Source organism: Alphaproteobacteria bacterium, assembly GCA_039980135.1.
In the GTDB taxonomy this organism is placed as follows: domain Bacteria; phylum Pseudomonadota; class Alphaproteobacteria; order UBA6615; family UBA6615; genus UBA8079.
The window spans coordinates 56,855-74,350 of the sequence record JBDXCV010000013.1 but is presented as its reverse complement, the minus strand read 5'-3'; the positions used below and the strand labels follow the sequence as shown (position 1 = coordinate 74,350).

General features: G+C 61.6%; 21 protein-coding genes and 1 tRNA gene. 15 read left to right on the top strand and 7 right to left on the bottom strand.

All coding sequences use genetic code 11. The features are described from left to right. Nucleotide 1: 1 nt before the first annotated feature. The 6 genes from ABJ363_16195 to ABJ363_16170 all read left to right on the top strand — a co-directional run bounded on the left by ABJ363_16195 (nt 2) and on the right by ABJ363_16170 (nt 5,785). Entirely contained in the window at nt 2–976 is a 975-nt protein-coding gene (locus tag ABJ363_16195; protein MEP4380531.1) for a DUF2877 domain-containing protein, read from the top strand. Beyond that, a complete protein-coding gene (gene fdrA / locus ABJ363_16190; GenBank protein ID MEP4380530.1) occupies nt 973–2,496 on the top strand; it encodes an acyl-CoA synthetase FdrA in 1,524 nt (507 codons plus the stop codon). Before ABJ363_16195 ends, fdrA begins: the two co-directional genes overlap by 4 nt. Further along, nucleotides 2,493–3,896 (top strand): DUF1116 domain-containing protein, encoded by a 1,404-nt coding sequence (locus tag ABJ363_16185; protein MEP4380529.1) that lies wholly within the window; start codon nt 2,493–2,495, stop codon nt 3,894–3,896. The genes fdrA and ABJ363_16185 overlap by 4 nt, the downstream gene beginning before the upstream one ends. Before the next feature lie 28 nt (nt 3,897–3,924). Continuing rightward, nucleotides 3,925–4,881 (top strand): carbamate kinase, encoded by a 957-nt coding sequence (gene arcC, locus ABJ363_16180; protein MEP4380528.1) that lies wholly within the window; start codon nt 3,925–3,927, stop codon nt 4,879–4,881. Nucleotides 4,882–4,936: 55 nt separating this feature from the next. Continuing rightward, nucleotides 4,937–5,012, top strand: a tRNA-Asn gene (locus tag ABJ363_16175). A 317-nt stretch (nt 5,013–5,329) separates the two neighbouring features. Beyond that, nucleotides 5,330–5,785, top strand: a complete 456-nt coding sequence (locus ABJ363_16170; GenBank protein MEP4380527.1) for a PAS domain-containing protein — start codon at nt 5,330–5,332, stop codon at nt 5,783–5,785. A gap of 13 nt (nt 5,786–5,798) precedes the next feature. Here ABJ363_16170 and ABJ363_16165 read toward each other — a convergent pair whose 3' ends face one another. Then, the gene (locus tag ABJ363_16165) at nt 5,799–6,683 is read right to left on the bottom strand and encodes a DMT family transporter (protein MEP4380526.1); all 885 of its coding nucleotides are present in this window, start codon (nt 6,681–6,683) and stop codon (nt 5,799–5,801) included. A 109-nt stretch (nt 6,684–6,792) separates the two neighbouring features. Here ABJ363_16165 and ABJ363_16160 point away from each other — a divergent pair, with 109 nt between their 5' ends. Continuing rightward, a complete protein-coding gene (locus ABJ363_16160) occupies nt 6,793–7,143 on the top strand; it encodes a carboxymuconolactone decarboxylase family protein (protein MEP4380525.1) in 351 nt (116 codons plus the stop codon). Nucleotides 7,144–7,212: 69 nt separating this feature from the next. Beyond that, on the top strand, nt 7,213–7,713 hold the full coding sequence (locus ABJ363_16155; GenBank protein MEP4380524.1) for a hypothetical protein: 501 nt from the start codon (nt 7,213–7,215) through the stop codon (nt 7,711–7,713). Here the strand turns inward: ABJ363_16155 and ABJ363_16150 are convergent, their stop codons facing one another. Further along, the gene (locus ABJ363_16150) at nt 7,714–8,217 is read right to left on the bottom strand and encodes a paraquat-inducible protein A (protein MEP4380523.1); all 504 of its coding nucleotides are present in this window, start codon (nt 8,215–8,217) and stop codon (nt 7,714–7,716) included. A gap of 128 nt (nt 8,218–8,345) precedes the next feature. Between ABJ363_16150 and ABJ363_16145 the strand changes: the two genes are divergently transcribed. Next, a complete protein-coding gene (locus ABJ363_16145; GenBank protein MEP4380522.1) occupies nt 8,346–9,374 on the top strand; it encodes an NADP-dependent oxidoreductase in 1,029 nt (342 codons plus the stop codon). Between the two features lie 5 nt (nt 9,375–9,379). Here the strand turns inward: ABJ363_16145 and ABJ363_16140 are convergent, their stop codons facing one another. From ABJ363_16140 to ABJ363_16130, 3 genes are read right to left on the bottom strand one after another with little or no spacing between them, the layout of a single operon-like run. Continuing rightward, on the bottom strand, nt 9,380–9,877 hold the full coding sequence (locus tag ABJ363_16140) for an isoprenylcysteine carboxylmethyltransferase family protein (GenBank protein ID MEP4380521.1): 498 nt from the start codon (nt 9,875–9,877) through the stop codon (nt 9,380–9,382). After that, the gene (locus tag ABJ363_16135; GenBank protein ID MEP4380520.1) at nt 9,874–10,920 is read right to left on the bottom strand and encodes a 3-oxoacyl-[acyl-carrier-protein] synthase III C-terminal domain-containing protein; all 1,047 of its coding nucleotides are present in this window, start codon (nt 10,918–10,920) and stop codon (nt 9,874–9,876) included. The genes ABJ363_16140 and ABJ363_16135 overlap by 4 nt, the downstream gene beginning before the upstream one ends. Continuing rightward, entirely contained in the window at nt 10,920–11,768 is an 849-nt protein-coding gene (locus tag ABJ363_16130; protein ID MEP4380519.1) for a DMT family transporter, read from the bottom strand. The genes ABJ363_16135 and ABJ363_16130 overlap by 1 nt, the downstream gene beginning before the upstream one ends. Nucleotides 11,769–11,918: 150 nt before the next feature. On the opposite strand from ABJ363_16130, the gene ABJ363_16125 reads away from it, so the two are divergent. The 4 genes from ABJ363_16125 to ABJ363_16110 all read left to right on the top strand — a co-directional run bounded on the left by ABJ363_16125 (nt 11,919) and on the right by ABJ363_16110 (nt 14,137). Beyond that, nucleotides 11,919–12,239 (top strand): YdhR family protein, encoded by a 321-nt coding sequence (locus tag ABJ363_16125; protein MEP4380518.1) that lies wholly within the window; start codon nt 11,919–11,921, stop codon nt 12,237–12,239. A gap of 29 nt (nt 12,240–12,268) precedes the next feature. Continuing rightward, entirely contained in the window at nt 12,269–12,589 is a 321-nt protein-coding gene (locus ABJ363_16120; GenBank protein MEP4380517.1) for a monooxygenase, read from the top strand. Between the two features lie 121 nt (nt 12,590–12,710). Further along, a complete protein-coding gene (locus tag ABJ363_16115) occupies nt 12,711–13,709 on the top strand; it encodes a zinc-dependent alcohol dehydrogenase family protein (protein MEP4380516.1) in 999 nt (332 codons plus the stop codon). Nucleotides 13,710–13,729: 20 nt separating this feature from the next. Then, nucleotides 13,730–14,137: a DM13 domain-containing protein gene (locus tag ABJ363_16110; protein MEP4380515.1), complete on the top strand. Its 408-nt coding sequence runs from the start codon at nt 13,730–13,732 to the stop codon at nt 14,135–14,137. On the opposite strand, the gene ABJ363_16105 is transcribed toward ABJ363_16110, so the two are convergent. Continuing rightward, nucleotides 14,134–14,430: a hypothetical protein gene (locus ABJ363_16105; GenBank protein ID MEP4380514.1), complete on the bottom strand. Its 297-nt coding sequence runs from the start codon at nt 14,428–14,430 to the stop codon at nt 14,134–14,136. The genes ABJ363_16110 and ABJ363_16105 overlap by 4 nt on opposite strands. Nucleotides 14,431–14,435: 5 nt before the next feature. Next, nucleotides 14,436–15,140, bottom strand: coding sequence for an SDR family NAD(P)-dependent oxidoreductase (locus ABJ363_16100; protein MEP4380513.1), 705 nt, complete (start codon nt 15,138–15,140; stop codon nt 14,436–14,438). Nucleotides 15,141–15,287: 147 nt separating this feature from the next. Between ABJ363_16100 and ABJ363_16095 the strand changes: the two genes are divergently transcribed. Beyond that, the gene (locus ABJ363_16095) at nt 15,288–16,721 is read left to right on the top strand and encodes a malonyl-CoA decarboxylase (protein ID MEP4380512.1); all 1,434 of its coding nucleotides are present in this window, start codon (nt 15,288–15,290) and stop codon (nt 16,719–16,721) included. 26 nt (nt 16,722–16,747) lie between these two features. After that, nucleotides 16,748–17,491, top strand: coding sequence for a dienelactone hydrolase family protein (locus ABJ363_16090; GenBank protein MEP4380511.1), 744 nt, complete (start codon nt 16,748–16,750; stop codon nt 17,489–17,491). The last annotated feature ends 5 nt before the right edge of the window (nt 17,492–17,496 follow it).

Genomic DNA, 17,496 nt, shown 5'->3' with positions numbered 1-17,496 from the left:
GATGCGCCTCAATGTCATCGATATGCCGGCGCGTTTCCCCGCGCAAATCGCAACGGGGCAAATGATGAGCGTGTTTCCCAGGGTCATCAATCTGGTGCTGGGGACGGACCGGGATATGCGTTCGGTCGCCACCATCGACGCACGCGACGGGGCACCGCTTTCCCCGGGCACGGCGCGGGCAAGCGCACCGCCGGATCTGGATTTTTCACGCCGTATTCGGCCCGGTAGCGCTGTGGCTGTTCGGGCAGGCATACTGCGAATTCAAAATGCCGACCTGACTTTCGACTTCCGCGGTGCCGCCCCCATGCCGTGGCGCGACGGACAGAACGACGGACAGGACAAGCCCCAATACAACCAGAAGCGTTTCTCCACCGGCTGGTTCGATGCATGGTCATCGTTCGTCTATACCCCTGAACCCGCGGGCTTTGCGGCAGCGTTGGTCGCGGATGAAGAGCGCAGCGCTTTCAATCGCGCACTCGTGCGCCGGGTCCGCACGCACGTCCCCGAACTGATGCACGCCAGCGTTGTCGCAGACCTTCCAGTTGCATGGGCAAGTTTGCAGCAATTGCTTGGCATGGGCCCCGGGTTGACACCTTCCGGTGATGATTTCGCGACCGGATATATTTTGGGCTTCGGGCAGGTTTCACGAAAACCGGACCGTATCGAGTTTCTTCAGGGCCTTACGCAGGCCGCACGCAATCGGTCGCGTAACAGCACTGATGTCTCGCGCGCGTACCTCGAACATGCAGGGGCGGGTCGGTTTTCGGTTCCGCTGACAGCCCTCGTTGAAGCCATTATGTCCCACGCGGGCAATTTGCCGGCACGGCTCGCGGGAGTGTTCCGGCTGGGTCACAGCTCGGGTCGCGATGCCGCATTCGGAATTCTGTGCGGACTCGCCGTCGGCGCGCCAGAACTGTGCGCGCACGTCGTCACCAAACTCGACAATCCTTACTTGCAAGAGAAAATACCCCGATGAATATGGGAACACGCATCATTGCCGACATGTACAGGGACTCCGTGGCCCTGATGAAGATTTCGTCGTCCGTCACCCTTCTCGACGGCGTCAAGCAGGCCTCGTGCATCATGGCGACGGCGGCTAATCTCGAATTGCTGCGCGAGGCAGGCCTGATTCACGAAGATCCGGGCGCCCGCCCCAATGAGGTACTCATCGCCGTTGAGGCCGAAACGGAAGCGGCACTAGCCGCGGCGCTCGATGCCGCCGAGGCTGAACTCCGGGCCGATCCGATTGTCGCGGACGAAAACGGCGTCACATCCGAGCCATTGCGTAGCATCGAGATGGCCCTCGACGGGAATGTGGAGGCGAACTTCGCGCTGATTGCAACGCCTGGCCCATTCGCGGCGGCGGAAGCCATGAAGTCGGTGCAGCTCGGGCTGAATGTCATGATGTTCAGCGACAACGTCTCGATAGATGACGAACTTGCGCTCAAAACCCAGGCAGAACAGGCCGGACTCATGGTCATGGGGCCTGATTGCGGCACCGCGATCATCGATGGCGCGCCTCTCGGCTTCGCCAATGTGGTGCGGCGCGGCGAAATCGGGATCGTCGCCGCCTCGGGTACCGGATTGCAGCAGGTCTCCTGCCTGATCGATGCCGACGGGTGCGGTGTGTCCCAGGCCATTGGAACAGGCGGGCGCGATCTGGACAGCCGGATCGGCGGCATCACCACAAAACGCGCAATCACGGCGCTCGGGGCCGACCCGGATACGAAGGTCATTGTGTTGATCTCGAAGCCGCCCGCGCCTGATGTCGCGAACGACGTCCTTGAGCATGCTGTCGCGACCGGTAAACCCGTCATCGCGTGTCTGTTGGGCCTTCTGCGAGACAAAGCCGGTAAAACCGGCGTTACGTTTGCTGATACGCTTGAGGAAGCGGCGCATCTCGCCGTTACGGCCGCCGGCGCCAACGCGCGCGCACCAGGCGGATTGATCGATGCGACCCTGCCCGGCTTGAACGACGATCGCCGTTATCTCCGCGCGCTCTATAGCGGTGGCACCTTTTGTTATGAGGCGCTGACGATGCTCGGTACGACACTCGACGGCGTGCATTCGAACACATCCAGCGTCGGCATCCAGACTCTCAACGATCCCTGGACGAGCGCGGGCCACACGATCCTGGATCTGGGCGACGATTTGTTCACCCGCGGTCGACCACACCCGATGATCGACCATCGGTTGCGCAATGACCGGATCATGGCTGAGGGCGAAGACCCGGGCACCGGGGTGATCCTGTTCGATATCGTGCTTGGTCACGGCGCCCATGAAGATCCCGTCGCGGCTATGGCACCGGCATTGTCGGCCGTCCCCAAGCATGACGACGGCGGGCCCGTCCTGCTCGGGTTCGTGTGCGGCACCGACAGCGATCCGCAGGGGTTGGCCCGTCAGCGCGATGCGATGGTCGATCTCGGCGTGCGCCTCGCCGATAACAATGCCCAGGCGGTCCGTACGGCCGCCGCGATCCTGGAGGGTACGAAATGAGCGATCTTTTTGGCGCACCGCTTTCGGTCATCAATGTCGGGCTGGCCCAGTTCGCCGACCCGATACGGAATGCCGGCGCAAACGTCGCCGAGGTGGAATGGGCGCCGCCGGCGCATGATGAAGAAATCGCACGCGCACTCGCCCGCCTGATCAACCGGCCCGAGATAGAGGCGGCAAACCAGACCGCCTTCGGCCGCTATCTCGCCGCCCAGCCGACGCTCCGGGGCGTGGGGTTTGCACGCGACGTACTCGATGGGCTGGGCGACCGGACGATCCTGCATTCGGGGCCGCCGATCACCTGGGATGACATGTGCGCCCCCGTTCGCGGCGCGATCGCCGGCGCTTGTGTGTATGAAGGCTGGGCCGAGACACCAGCCGAGGCCGAAACCCTGGCCGGGTCGGGCGAGATTTCTTTCGCGCCCTGTCACCATTTCGGCGCCGTCGGACCGATGGCGGGGATCATCAGTCCGTCGATGCCGCTCTGGGTTATCGAGGACCCGGTACATAATCACACGACCTTCTCGAACCTCAACGAGGGCCTCGGCAAGGTCTTGCGGTTCGGCGCAAATTCGCCAGACGTCATCGCCCATCTGGAATGGATGCGCGATGTGCTCGCCCCGGCGCTGGCCGCGACACTCGAAAGTCTTGGCGACCTCGAACTCAAGCCGATCATGGCCCAGGCGCTTCACATGGGCGACGAGGTGCACAACCGGAACGGGGCCGCCTCCGCGCTTTTAATCAAGCGACTGATTCCGGCAGCCCTGGACGCCGGGCTGGAACCGAAAACCCTTTCAGATGTGGTTACGTTCATCAACTCGAACGACCATTTCTTCCTCAATCTGTCGATGGCGGCCTGCAAATCCATGCTCGACGCCGCACATGGCGTGCCCGGCTCCAGCCTAGTGACGGCCATGGCCCGCAACGGCGTCAATTTCGGTATCCGGGTCAGCGGCTTGGGCGACAGCTGGTTCGAGGCACCGGCGTCGATCATCGACGGGCTGTTCTTCCCCGGCTACAGCACCGCCGATGCCAACCCCGACCTGGGGGACAGTTCCATCACGGAAACATGCGGGATCGGGGCATTCGCCATGGCGGCATCGCCGGCCATCGTCCAATTCGTCGGTGGCACCGCGTCCGATGCGCTGGCCAACTCGCGCCGCATGGCCCACATCACCTACGGTCGGAATACCGCCTTCACCTTGCCGGCACTGGATTTCATGGCGACCCCCGCCGGTATCGATATCCGAAAGGTCGTCGATACCGGGATTGCCCCGGTGATCAATACCGGCATCGCGCACCGCGAGGCCGGTATCGGACAGGTTGGTGCCGGCATCACCCATGCCCCGCTCGCATGTTTCTCGGCCGCCGTAACCGCCCTCGCGGAGACTATTGCAGACTGAACTCCGAGGCTTCGGAAGGAGGCGCATCATGCCGCCACGCCAGAAGACAGCCGTCGTCGCCGCCGGCGGAAATTCGCTGATCATCGACGCCGATCACAAGTCGATCCCCGATCAATACGCCGCCGCGGCTATCACCGTGGGCCATGTCGCGGACATGATCGAGCAGGGCTGGGATGTGGTCCTCACCCACGGGAACGGCCCGCAGGTCGGTTTCATCCTGCGCCGGTCCGAAATTGCAATTGCCGAAGTGCCGCCGGTCCCGATGGATTATGCCGGCGCCGACACCCAGGGTGCGATCGGCTGGATGTTTCAGCGCGCCATGCAGAACGAGATGCGCCGCCGGGGCATTGAACGCCACGCCGTCGCCGTCGTGACGCAGGTGCTGATCGACCGGGCAGACTTGGCCTTCAAGAATCCGTCCAAGCCCATCGGCTCGCACATGAGCGAGGATTTCGCCAGGACCCACGCCCTCGAGCATGGCTGGCACGTGCGCGAGGAAGGCGAACGCGGCTGGCGTCGGGTGGTGGCCTCCCCGCGCCCGCAGTCGATCGTGGATATCGGTGCCATCGAGACCCTGATAGACGCGAATCACATCGTGATTGCGTGCGGCGGCGGTGGCATCCCGGTTTACCGCGATGAGAAAGGTGACTTGCAGGGACTGGAGGCCGTCATCGACAAGGACCTCGCCTCAAGCCTGCTGGCCCACGAGCTCAACGCGGAGTTTCTGGTGATCACGACGGAAGTGGAAAAGGTCGCGGTCAACTTCGGCAAGCCGGATGAAAACTGGCTCGACGGGATGACCGTATCAGAAGCCCGCGCCTACAAGGCAGACGGGCAGTTTCCCGCGGGAAGCATGGGACCGAAGATCGATGCCATCGTGGAGTTTATCGAAGCCGGCGGCAGCACGGGCATCATCACCAATCCGGAAAATCTCGGGCGCGCCATCGCCGGGGAGACAGGCACCTGGATTGTTGGCGACAACTAATGTCGATTCACCTTTTGCGTATCGCGAAGGGTTTGCTATAACCGCGCGCCTCTGATCCGGTGTAGCTCAGTTGGTAGAGCAAGCGGCTGTTAACCGCTAGGTCGTAGGTTCGAGTCCTACCGCCGGAGCCAATTCCAAGGACCAGCCCCAACCGGGTTGGTCCTTTTTGCTTTCCAGGCCTCCCGAAGCATCCCTGCTGTCTGGCTGACGGGAGTATCGCGGTGGTGGCACTGGCGGCAGCAGTTTCGTCCGCCACGGCGAGGACATATCGCGTTGGCCAACAGGTATTATTGCATTCAATTTATTGTGTGCTAAGAAAGGTGCGATTTCGGGAAAGTTAAATTTCCAGAGCTGAATAGCTGTGGTTAAACTGCACCCGAGAACGGGATTAGAACCCGTACGGGGAAGCATGGCTGCAAGTTCGAATACGGCACCAAGAAAAAGTGCATTGAGCGCGGATGTGCCACCGTCGATGCGCAATCGCGTCGTCGAACTGGGCGAGAACTACTGGAAATCAAAATGCGTGGCCGGTCGTCTGCCTGCACGATCAGACATCGATCCCCTCGACATTCCCTCTCTTCTGCCCCAGGTCGTTCTTCTGGACGTGCGCAATGATCCCTGGGATTTCCGCTTTCGGCTGATTGGTACCAACGTGGTCCATCATCTCTCCGAAGACTGGACGGGAAGCTGGATGTCCGAGATTGAGCACATGGCGCCGCCGAGCCGAATCTTCAATTCCTGCGTTGAAGTCGCATCATCGGGTGTCCTGTCGCGCAGCGAGACGCCCTATGTCGGCCCGCATCACAACTATATCCGCGCGGAAGACGTCATCCTGCCGCTGGCAACCGATGGTGCCACGCCGGATATGTTGCTGGTCTTCGTCGAGCACTTCCTGAAGGCCTAGCCCCGCCGCCTGACTACCGCGCCTTGGTCGTTCTCTCTCGCCGCAGAATATAGATACCGCTCATGGCGATGATCCCGGCACCAACCAGGGTCCAGACGTCGGGAAAGTCACCGAACAGCGCGATACCCATCAGGGACGCCCAAATCAATTCGCTGTAGGCGAACGGTGCCACCAGAGGGGCTTCGGCACGCTGGTAGGCGAGAATGATTGCCCAATGCCCAAGTCCGCCAAGGAAGCCCGCAACGACAAGCAGGCCCCATTGCTCAAGCGTTGGCGTTTGCCAGAAAAAGGGCACGATCAGGCTCATCACCACACCGCCGACGATCGCGGTATAGAACACGGAATTGATCGGATCGGTCCGGTGGCTGATCATCCGCGTGATGATCTGGTAGATCGCATAGAACAGCGTGACGGTGATCGGCAGCAACGCGGCAAGCTGAAACAGCCCGCCGCCCGGCCGTATGATCACGATCATGCCGAGAAACCCGACGAACACGGCAATCCAGCGCCGCAGGCCCACCCGCTCCTTGAGCAGCGGCACGGACAATGCGGTGATCAGCAACGGGGCAATGAATGTGATCGCCACGGCATCGGCCAAAGGCATCAATCCGACCGCCGTGAACATGCAGGCGGTGGCGGCCAACACGAGGATCGAGCGGACCACCTGCAGACCCTTGTCTGAGCCGGCCAGGAGCGTGGGAATTCTGCGGGGAAAGATCGCCAGTACAAACAATGTGTGGAAGAAATAGCGACCCCAGATGATCTCTATCAGCGGCAGTTCCTGGCCCCGCAATTCCTTGACGAACCCGTTCATCGTCGCGAAACAGAACACCGCGAAGCACATCATCAGGACACCGCGAAACGGCGCGTCGGTAGGACGGTCGGTCGTCATGGACATGTGTCGTCAGTCGATTCTGGAGCAAAATTGGACGTGGGTCGGCAAAGTAGCGCACGGTGCAGAAAGCACAAACCCGACCCGCATGTAAGCCAGACGACAGGAGCCTGCAATGACCGCGACGACAAAGGATTATCAAGCCATCTCCGACGCGCAGGACGCGCGCGCCACCGAACTGTTTCGCGCCGCACCCGGTATCATGCGGGGGCATCGCAGCGTGACCCAGGCCGCCCAGTCCCCCGCCGCCCTGGCCATCAAGACGACGGAAATGATGGCGCTGGCCATTGCCATCGTGCAGCGATGCGAAGGTTGCGTCGTCTACCACAGCAAGCAAGCCCTCGCCCACGGCGCCAGCCGCGAAGAGATCTGCGATACGATTGCCGTGGCTATCGAGATGGGCGGCGGCCCCGCAACGGTGTACGGCGCAGACGCGCTTGCCGCCTTTGATGCATTCAGCGGTTGAACGGCAATCGATCCTGTTCACACCAAGCAGCGATTGGCGCGACTCACGACGCGTTGATACGGATTTCCCATGGTTTCCAGGCGCCGAAGTCTCAGATCGAATGTACTCGTGTTCGCGGCACTGTTTGCCTTGGCGGCGTGCACACAGGGCACCCGGTTGCAGCCCACCTCCTCGGGTGGTGACGGAACATCGGGCGTCGAGAAGAACTTCTCCCTGCTGACGGACATCCCCATCCCCCCGGACTCGTCGCTGAATGTGGAGCGCTCTCTCATCCTCGGCGATCTCGACCGGTGGACCGGGCGGATCGTCCTGAATGTGGGCCAGGGCGCGACACCGACATTCGCGCTCTATCAAACGCAAATGCCCAATTTCGGCTGGTCGCCGATCATGAGTGTTCAGGCGGAAATCAGCGTGTTGTCGTTCACGCGGGGCGAACGCGCCGCAACCGTCCAGATCGAAGGCCGGACCCTCGGCGGCAGTATCGCGACGATCACCGTTGCCCCGCGCCAGTCCGGGGCCACTCCCGGCGCCGGTAGCAACGCGCCGGTTCAGGTCACGCCCGCACGCTGATCAGGTATTGCCGGCGAGCGCGCTCAGGCGCCGCGTGGCCCACGTCGATACCAGCACCGCAACCGAGAAGACAATCGCGCCCACCTGGATGTCCGCGCTCGACAGCAGACGACCGTCGGCAACGAGCACGATCAGCGCAATGATGAACACGTCGAGCATCGACCATTTTGAGAATGTCGCGAGCCAGCCGAGAACCGGGCGGGCATAGCCTCTTGTGGCGTCGAGGAAGAACCACAACGCGATACCGGTCACGATTTTCACCACCGGAAACACGACAGAGAACAGGAAGGTGATGACGAACAGGAACCAGTCGCCGTCGTCGAGAAACGCCAGGACACTCTCGACCAGCGAGAAATCCTGGGAGATGAAAAGAGACCGGACCGTGATAGCCGGCAACAAAAGGCCGGCGACCAGCGCACCGAGCGAGACCACCAGGATCAATCCCAATACGCGATCGAAACCCTGGGCACGTTTCGAAAGTGGGCCTGGCTGCGTTGCACGCATGTCGATTGCGTTTCCTCGTTCGAACGGCAAACTATCCGTTTGCCCCGTAGCCTATCGCATCGTCAGTATAGGCAACGCAACGACCGCATAGATTGCTCCCCGCCGATCGTCAACAGGAAGGCATGACAATGTCCCAGCATCGCAACAATCATGTCATTCTCAAGGAACGCGCAAACGGCCTGCCTACCCCCGAGCTGTTCGAACTGATTGAGGGAGACGCGCCCGTCCCTGGTGACGGCGAAGTTCTGATCAACAATATCTACGTCACGGCCGACCCTGGCATGAAAGGCTGGATCAGCAAGGCACGGAACTATGCCAGCGTCGAGACAGGCACGACGATGCATTCGTTCAGTGTCGGCGTCGTGGTCGAATCCAACAATTCCGACATCAAGGAAGGCGACGTCGTGACCGCCAATACCGGCTGGGCGGAATACGCGGTCGCCGACCCGAAACATCCAATGTTTCGAAAGGTCGACCCGAACGACTCCCCCCTATCGACGACATTGGGTATTCTGGGGCTCAGCGGCTACACGGCGTATTTCGGACTGCTGGCCGTCGGGCAGCCACAATCGGGAGAAACAGTGCTGGTTTCCACGGCGGCGGGTGCGGTCGGCAGTGCGGTGGGACAAATAGCCAAAATCAAGGGGTGTCGCACGATAGGAATCGCCGGCGGCCCCGAGAAAACCGCGCTGTGCACCGAGGTCTTCGGTTTCGACACGGCCATCGACTACAAGGCGACCGACGATCTGGAGGGAGCCATCCGGCAAGCCTGTCCGGATGGCATAGATGTCTACTACGACAATGTGGGCGGCGAGACCCTTGATATCGCGCTCGGGCAAATCAAGCTGCACGGGCGCGTCGTGATCTGCGGTACCGCAGCGACGGACGCATGGATTCCCCAACCCACGGGCCTGCGCCCGGAGCGCAACCTCCTGGTCAATCGTATCCGCATGCAGGGGTTCATCTGTTTCGACTTCGCCGACCGGTATGCGGATGCCTATGTCGATTTGCTTGAATGGGTGCGTGACGGGAAGATCAAGTACCGCGAAGATATCGTCGACGGTCTGGAAAATGCGGGCGCGGCACTGGCCGGGCTCTACGAGGGTCGCAACAAGGGGCGCCAGCTAATCCGTGTTCGCCCGGATCCGTTTCTGTAGAAATTCTATGCGCGGCGTGCGGCAAGTGCGCGCTCTTCGACACGGATGCGCAACGCCAGGACCGCGGCGTTGGCCATCCCGAAGACGAGTGCGATCTCCCAAGCTCCCGCGATCATCGGCACGATGATGATTTCAGCCTCGACGATCAGATAATTCGGGTGACGAACGAAACGAAAGGGCCCACGCCGGACCAACGGCGCATTGGGCACCGTGATGATCCGGGTGGTCCAGTATCGCCCGAGGGACGTCAGCACCCAAACCCGCCCGAGTTGCAGCAGTACGAACACGCCCAGTAGGATCGGGTCGATGAAGCTGTCACCGGGGACGAAAACAAGCAGGCTGATAAACCAGGCCGCATGCAACAAGACAATCAGCGGGTAATGCCCTGCCCCGACTTCCTCGCCACCTTCGGCCAGCAAACGGCGTGTGTTGATCCCGGCAATGGCCAGCTCGATCAGGCGCTGAATGACGATCAACCCGACCAGCAGATACCAGACAGTCATGACGCCTCCAGCAGTGCGAAGGACGCCGTGAAGCCAGGGCCCATCGCCGTCATCAGCCAGTTGCCGGGCTCACCCTCGCGCATGGTTTCCGCCAGGACGAACATGGCCGTCGCCGCAGACATATTCCCGAACCGGCGCAAAACATCACGGGCCAGAACGAGGCTGCCCGGCGCCAGGCCGTATACCTCCTCGAGCGCATCGAGCACTTTCGCGCCGCCGGGATGACACGCATGTCGCTCGATGTCCTGCGGACCTAAACCATGGCTTTCGAGGAAAGCATATGCGGGTTCGCGCAGGCGCGTGCGGACCAGATGGGGAATGTCGCGTGAAAACAGGACCCCGAGGCCATCGTCGCCCACTTCCCACCCCATGACATCGAGTGAGTTTTTCCAGCTGTGCTCACCCCAGCCCGTCACGGCTGGACCGGGCCGGTTGCAACCCAAAATCGCGCCCGCGGCGCCGTCACCGAAAAGTGCGGTGGCGATGATATTGCTCTTCGACGTGTCGTTGACCCGGAAGGTCAGGCCGCACAACTCCACGACAAGGTACAGAACGCAGCTGTCGGGTCGACTCATCGCCATCTGAGCAGCCCGGGCCAGCCCGCTGACACCGCCGGCACAGCCGAGGCCGAATATCGGCAGGCGCTGTACGTCACGGCGAAAAGGCAACCGCTCCAGCAACAACGCATCGAGGCTCGGTGTCGCGACACCGGTCGTCGAGGCGACGACGATCGCATCCACATCGGCAGCGGTTATTCCGGCCTGCGCGAACAGATCCCGGCTGACCCGGCTCAGGAGCTCGATCGCGTGCTCGATGTAAAGATCGTTGCGTTCCGAGAACGGATGTTCCTGCCCATACCATTCGATCGGAACACAGGAATGGCGCGTTTCGATTGCGGCGTTCCGATAGGCGTCCGTGAAACGTTCAAAACCGGGAACATCCGGCGCGAATATCTCGCGCGACCGTTCAACAACCTCGTTCTGGTCAAGCACATGCGCAGGCACGGCCGTGGCGACCGCGGAAATATGGGCGCGCTGATTCATCAAGTTCCCCGGGGTTTCGTTTCGGCGCGCTCACGCAGTGCCAGATAGGTCGCACTGATGAAAATCATCAGGCCGCCGATCCAGGTGTATATGTCCGGCAATTCACTGAAGAACAGGAAACCCAGCAATGTGGCCCAGATAAGTTTGAAGAAATCCATCGGCATTACGACCGCCGCCTCGCCTACGCGCAACGCCTGGGTCAGGGTCAGATGTGCCACGGTGCCCATCGTGCCCATGACCAGCAATATGCCCAACTGCCCCCAGGTCGGCCATTCCCACACGAACAATGCGGGAATCAGCGCCAGCGGCGACATGAACAACACCATGTAGGTGACAATGGTGGGGGTCGCGTCCCGCCTCCCGAGCGACTTGATGACAATCAGGATCGTGCCCCAAATACCCGACGATGCCAGAATGATGATCGGGCCGGTATCGACGTCGACAAACCCCGGCCGGATGATCGCGAGCGTACCCGCGAACCCGAGCATCAGCGCCGCCCAGCGCTGCCAGCGAAACACCTCGCCCAGAATCACCACGGCAAGAACCGCCGCAAACAACGGCGCTGTAAACGCCAGCGCGTTAGCGGTGGCCAACGGCGTCATGGTCAGACCGGTGAAAAACATCATCATCGCAACCACATGGCCGACCGAGCGGATGCCGTGCACCTTGATCTGGTCGGTCCGCAGGATTCCCCAGCCGTATTTCCACAACAGGACCACGACAACCGGGGCACCGAAAAACGTCCGGAAAAACCCGATCTCGAACGGATGCATGCCTTCATCGGCCAGATGCCTGATCATCGTGTGCATGGTCACGATCAGGATGGCCGTGCACAGCATCCAACCCATGCCTTGCAGGTTTCCGGTCAGCCAAATTGGCTTCCCGGGTTTCGGTCCAGTCAACATGTGAGCTCCGGGCATGGGCGCGGCTTGTACGCCCGCGGCGATTGCCGCAAAATGACTTGAAACGGTTATCGAGAACCAGAGGAGACAACACCCATGATCACGGCACTTGTCCAGTTCAAAGTGAAAGACGGCACCACACGCGACGAAGTTTTTACCAACATGAAGAATGTGGCACCCAAGTTCGAGGGCATGGCGGGCCTGATCCGCAAGAATTTTGTTTTCGATGGTGACCGCGGCGTCGGCGGCGGTGTCTACACTTGGGAAAGCCGTGATGCCGCCGAAAAGGTCTATGCCGAGGGCGGGCCCTGGCGCGAAGCGATTCGTAACCTCTACGGCGTCGATCCGGACATCACCATCTTCGAGACCCCGGTGATCGTCGACAACGAGGTCGGCGAGATCAAGACGGCCGCCTAGCGAAGACGGGAAGACGGGAGACGCCGCTGATGATTACGGCACTCGTGCAGTTCAAGGTGACGAAAGGTGCCTCCCGCGATGAGGTCGTCGCACATATAAGGGCTGCGGCGGGCAAGTTCGAGGGCATGCCTGGGCTGATCCGCAAGAACTTCCTGTACGATGGCGCGCGCGGCATTCGCGGCGGTGTGTACACATGGGAAAGCCGTGAGGCGGCCGAGAAAGTCTATGCCGAGGGCGGCCCGTGGCGCCAGGCGATCCGCGATCTGAGCGGCGCCGATCCGGATATCACGATCTTCGAGACACCCGTGATCGTCGACAACGAGGCGGGCGAGATCAAGACAGCCGCCTGACCATGTAAAACATTTCCTTCCGCATGTTTCGACACGCTCGGCATGCGGGTGGTCACTTGTTCGGCCACGTTTTGAGCCTGTCGAAGGGCGAGGCCCCGTTTGGAGAATTCGTGTGGGTGATATGAAGAAGGCGGTCCAGTTCACCGAGACCGGTAATCCTCCCGACGTGGTCGAAATCATCGACCTGCAGACGGCCGACGTCGGCGCTGACGAGGCGCTGGTCGATGTCGAGGCGGCGGCCATCAACCCCTCCCATTTGCTCACATTGTCGGGCGGGTACGGCATTCAGCCGGAGTTGCCGGCCATTCCCGGGGCCGAAGGTGCCGGCGTCATTCGCGAGGTCGGAGCGGACGTCACCAACGTGAAGCCCGGCGACCGGGTAATGATTCCGCCCTACTCCGGCTCCTGGCGCCAACAGGTCGTGATCAAGGCCGAGAAAATACTGGTGACGTTCCCGGCGCATGGCGATCCGATCCAGCTGGCCATGCTGATGGCCAATCCGCCAACGTCCTGGCTGCTGCTCAAGACTGTCGTCGACCTTGAAGCCGGCGACTGGGTAATCCAGAACGCGGCCAACTCCGCCGTCGGCCAGTATGTTATGCAACTCGCAGGGATTTACGGGCTGAAGACCGTCAATGTCGTCCGCCGCGAGGGGCTTGAACATTTCGTTACCCGCGCCGGGGGGGATGTTTGTGCCGTCGACGGACCGGACCTTGGCGAACGGGTCAAGGCCGCGACCGGCAGTGCGCCCATAAAATTGGCGATCGACGCGGTGGCGGGGGATTCGACCCAGCATCTGGCCGACTGTCTCGCCGACGGCGGCACGATCGCCAACTACGGCCTGCTGTCGAAGAAACCCTGCCAGCTTTGGCCGGACGACATCATTTTCCGCGAAATCAAGCTACAGGGGGTCTGGCTCTCCCTTTGGCTGAGCAGATACTCGACCCTGCCCGAACGCAAGGCCGTCTATGACGAATTGGCGGGCTATATCGCCGAAGGCCGCATGCACGCGGAAATCGAGGCCACCTATCCGCTCGACCGGATCAAGGACGCGGTCTCCCACGCCATGAAAGGCGGGCGCAACGGCAAAGTCGTCCTCACACCGAACGCGGACGGATAATGCGCCGGCGGGCTTTTTTGTTGCTGCCTGCGGTTTCGCTCGCAGCTGCAATACGTCCCGGGGCAGCCTACGCATTCGCCAATACGTTAATCGGTGTGTTCCGAGACGGCGACCCCATCCATCGCGGCTCTGGATGGTGTGTCATTCAAAAACCCGTTCACCCGGACATCCAGACAGCCCTTCACATGCACGAGATGGAAGTCGTTCCCGGGCCCAATTTGCACGTCTACCTGGTCAAGGAGCCGGATCCTCTATTCCCGGAAGACGTAACAGCGGCGTTTTTCTCACTCGGCAGACTCAAGAGCCTCACCGGATCGCAGACTTACCCCATTCCGCCCGAGGCACACGATTTCGAATGGGGCAGCGTTGTCGTCTGGTGTGAGACCTTCGAGACCGCGTTCGCTGTCGCGACACTAAAGCAACGCTAGGACGTACTTCTTTTCGCTATCGCCCGGTCGATAGGCTCAACCACCCGATTGAAGCGCTGGGACAGCCATCCGAGCGGTCGCGACCAGTTGAGCCTGGTAAACAGCAGCAGAAACGGCAGCATGGTGACGGCAGCCAGGATCAGGCGGGTGCTCCCCTCCAGGCCAACCAGACCGGGCCACCAGAGGCCGAACTGAAGCGCCGCATAGATGCTCAGCCCCACGAACGCAGCTGCGCAGACGACGAAACCGGCCATGACGACGGCCCGCGCACCACGCAGCAGTATGATCGGCATGTCCCCTAGAATTTCTCGACCCAGGGCCGCACCTCGAGCTCCCAGGCCCATGTGCTGCGATGCTGGCGATGGAACTGGAGATAGCTTTCCGCGATAGCGTCGGGATCGAGCATACCGTCGTCGCCCCGCGCGGAAGCCCGGTCATCGCCCGATTTCTTGACGATCCCGCCGTCGATCACGAAATGGCCGATGTGGATGTTCTGGGGGTGCAGCTCGCGGGCCATGGATTGTGCCAGACCGCGCAGGCCGAACTTGCCGATGGCGAAGGACGAGGAGTTGGGATAGCCCTTCACGCTGGCCGAGGCACCCGTAAACAGGATCGAGCCGCTACCGCGCTCGAGCATGAGTTCGGCGGCCTTCTGACCCACCACGAACCCGCCATAACAGGTGATCAGGACGGCGTTTTTCACCTCTTCCCGATCAAGTTCCGTGATCGGTCCCCGCGCGCGTGCACTCGGGTTGTAGACCACGAGGTTTGGAGTACCTTTTTCAGCCACGACAGCATCGAACAGGGAGTCCACGGATGCACCGTCGATCACGTCGCATGCATAGGCCGTCGCACCGGTCTCTGCGCAGAGATCGTCGAGCTTTCCCGGATTTCGGGCCGCGAGCGCGACCTCCATGCCCTGGGATGCGCACAGCCGCGCGAGCGACGCGCTCAATCCTTCGCCGGCGCCGACGATCAGCGCTACTTCCTTGTCTGCCATCATAATCTCTCCCAATTTGACCTTTATCGAAGGTCATCCATAGACCGTTTCGAATATGGTCTGCCATTCCGCTAAATCACGCCAGCGTCACAAATTTTTCGTATCACGCGGCTTGCTTAACCTTCATCCGAGCGCCAAGTTCTGAATATCATGTCCGATACCATAGTTTCCTCCGGAATTCTCGGCCGCACCCGCGGCATTCTGCGCCGCGCCCTGCGTGACGTCGTCGAAAGCGCCAGCAGCCTGACCGCGCGGTCGGGCCTGAGCGTGAAGCCCAATCTACCCGATGAGGATCTCGCCCGACTGCGACAGCAGATCGACGCCAGCCTGTCAGGGCGTGGTGGGGAGGCATCAGCGCGCGGCAATGCCGCGGACCTCGGCCACTGCTATCTCGAACTCAACGACGCCGGCCGCCTCCGCTTTCTGACCCTCCTGACGGACGAGTACGGAATCGAGCCCTCGCGTCTGAACGACGCCATGGATGCGGTGCGCAATGCCGCAGACGATCCGAAATCCTACGCGCTGGCGCTAGCGAAATTGCGTGACGAACTGTCTTCGCCGCGCATGAAATTACTGCGTCAATTCAATGGTTTGGAATACGGTGTTAAATTTTTGGTGGATATGCGTTCGGATCTGCGCGCCCTGCTGCGTGAGCATCCGCAGCTCGCCCCCCTGGACGCCGAACTGAAGTATCTCCTGTCGGGCTGGTTCGACGCCGGCTTCCTGGAATTGCGACGGATCACCTGGGGCGCGCCGGCAGACCTGCTCGAGAAGCTGATCGCGTATGAGGCCGTCCACGAGATCCAGTCCTGGACCGATCTCAAGAACCGGCTCGAATCCGACCGTCGTTTCTATGCGTTCTTCCATCCGTCCATGCATGACGAACCGCTGATTTTCGTTGAAGTTGCCCTGGTCAAGGGCATCGCCGACAGCGTCCAGACCCTGCTCGACGAAAACCAGCCGATCGCCGACCCGCAAGACGCCGATACGGCGATCTTCTACTCGATCTCGAACGCCCAGCCCGGCCTGTCGGGCGTAAGCTTCGGGGATTTCCTGATCAAGCAGGTGGTCGATCACCTCTCTCACGAGTTGCCGAATATCAAGACGTTCGCGACCCTGTCACCCATTCCCGGATTCCGGCGCTGGCTCGACAAACGCCTGGATGACGGCGCGGAACTCCTCAATCATGAGCAGGAAGACGCCCTCAACGCGGTCGCGCGTGACCTGCCCGAGGGCGCCGGCGTGCTGCCATACCTGCTGGACCAGACCGGCTGGCACCGGAACGAGGACATCGCCGAGGCTCTCAAGCCGATTTTGATGCATCTGGTGGCGGGCTACCTGCTCTACCAGCGTCGTGAATCCACCGGCACGGCCCTGGATTCCGTCGCCCATTTCCATCTCAGCAACGGTGCCATGGTCGAGCGGATCAACTGGCTGGCCGATGTCTCGTCGCGCGGCATGCAGCAATCCGCCGGCGCGATGGTCAACTATCTCTACGACAAGGCGCGGATCGAGACGAACCACGAGGCCTATGTCACGGGCAGCGAGATTCCGGCGTCCAGCGGCGTTCGCAATCTGCTCTAGCCGCAAGGCATAACGGGGAAACACACATGATCGAGGAAACACGCGACATCGCCACCGATGACGGCGCGATGGAGACCTTCATCTGCCGGCCCGAACGCGGTGATCCCTGCCCACCGGTTTTGTTCCTGATGGATGCGCCGGGCATCCGCGAAGAACTACACGACATGGCACGCCGCCTGGCGACCAGCGGCTATTGCGTGCTGCTGCCCAATCTCTATTACCGCGCCGGCCGCGACACCAAGTTCGGCCCCGATGTGCTGGTCAAGGAAAGCGCCGACTGGACCCGCATGCGTGCGATCCGCACCAAGATGACCATCCCGCCGGTGATGGACGACGTCGCGGCGATGTTCGCCTTCCTCGACGCCCATCCCGGGATGGCGCGCCCGGGCAGCGTCGGCGTGCACGGCTACTGCATGGCCGGGCCGTATGCGCTGGCCGCCGCCGCGCGTTACCCGGACCGGATTGCGGCCGCCGCCTCTTTCTACGGCACCTGGATCGTCAGCGATGCCGAGGAAAGCCCGCATCTCAACCTCGCGAAGATCAAGGGCGAGGCCTACATCTCCTGCGCGGAGATCGACGATCTCGCACCCCTGCCGATGGTCGCGGAGCTGCAGGAACTGTTCGACGCAGCGGGCACGCGCGGCGAGATCGAGATTCACCCCGGCGCACATCACGGCTTCGCGTTCCCCCAACGGCCCATCTACGACAAGCCCGCCGCCGAACGCCATTGGGAACGGCTGTTCGCGCTGTACGGGCGGAACCTGACCTAGAGTAT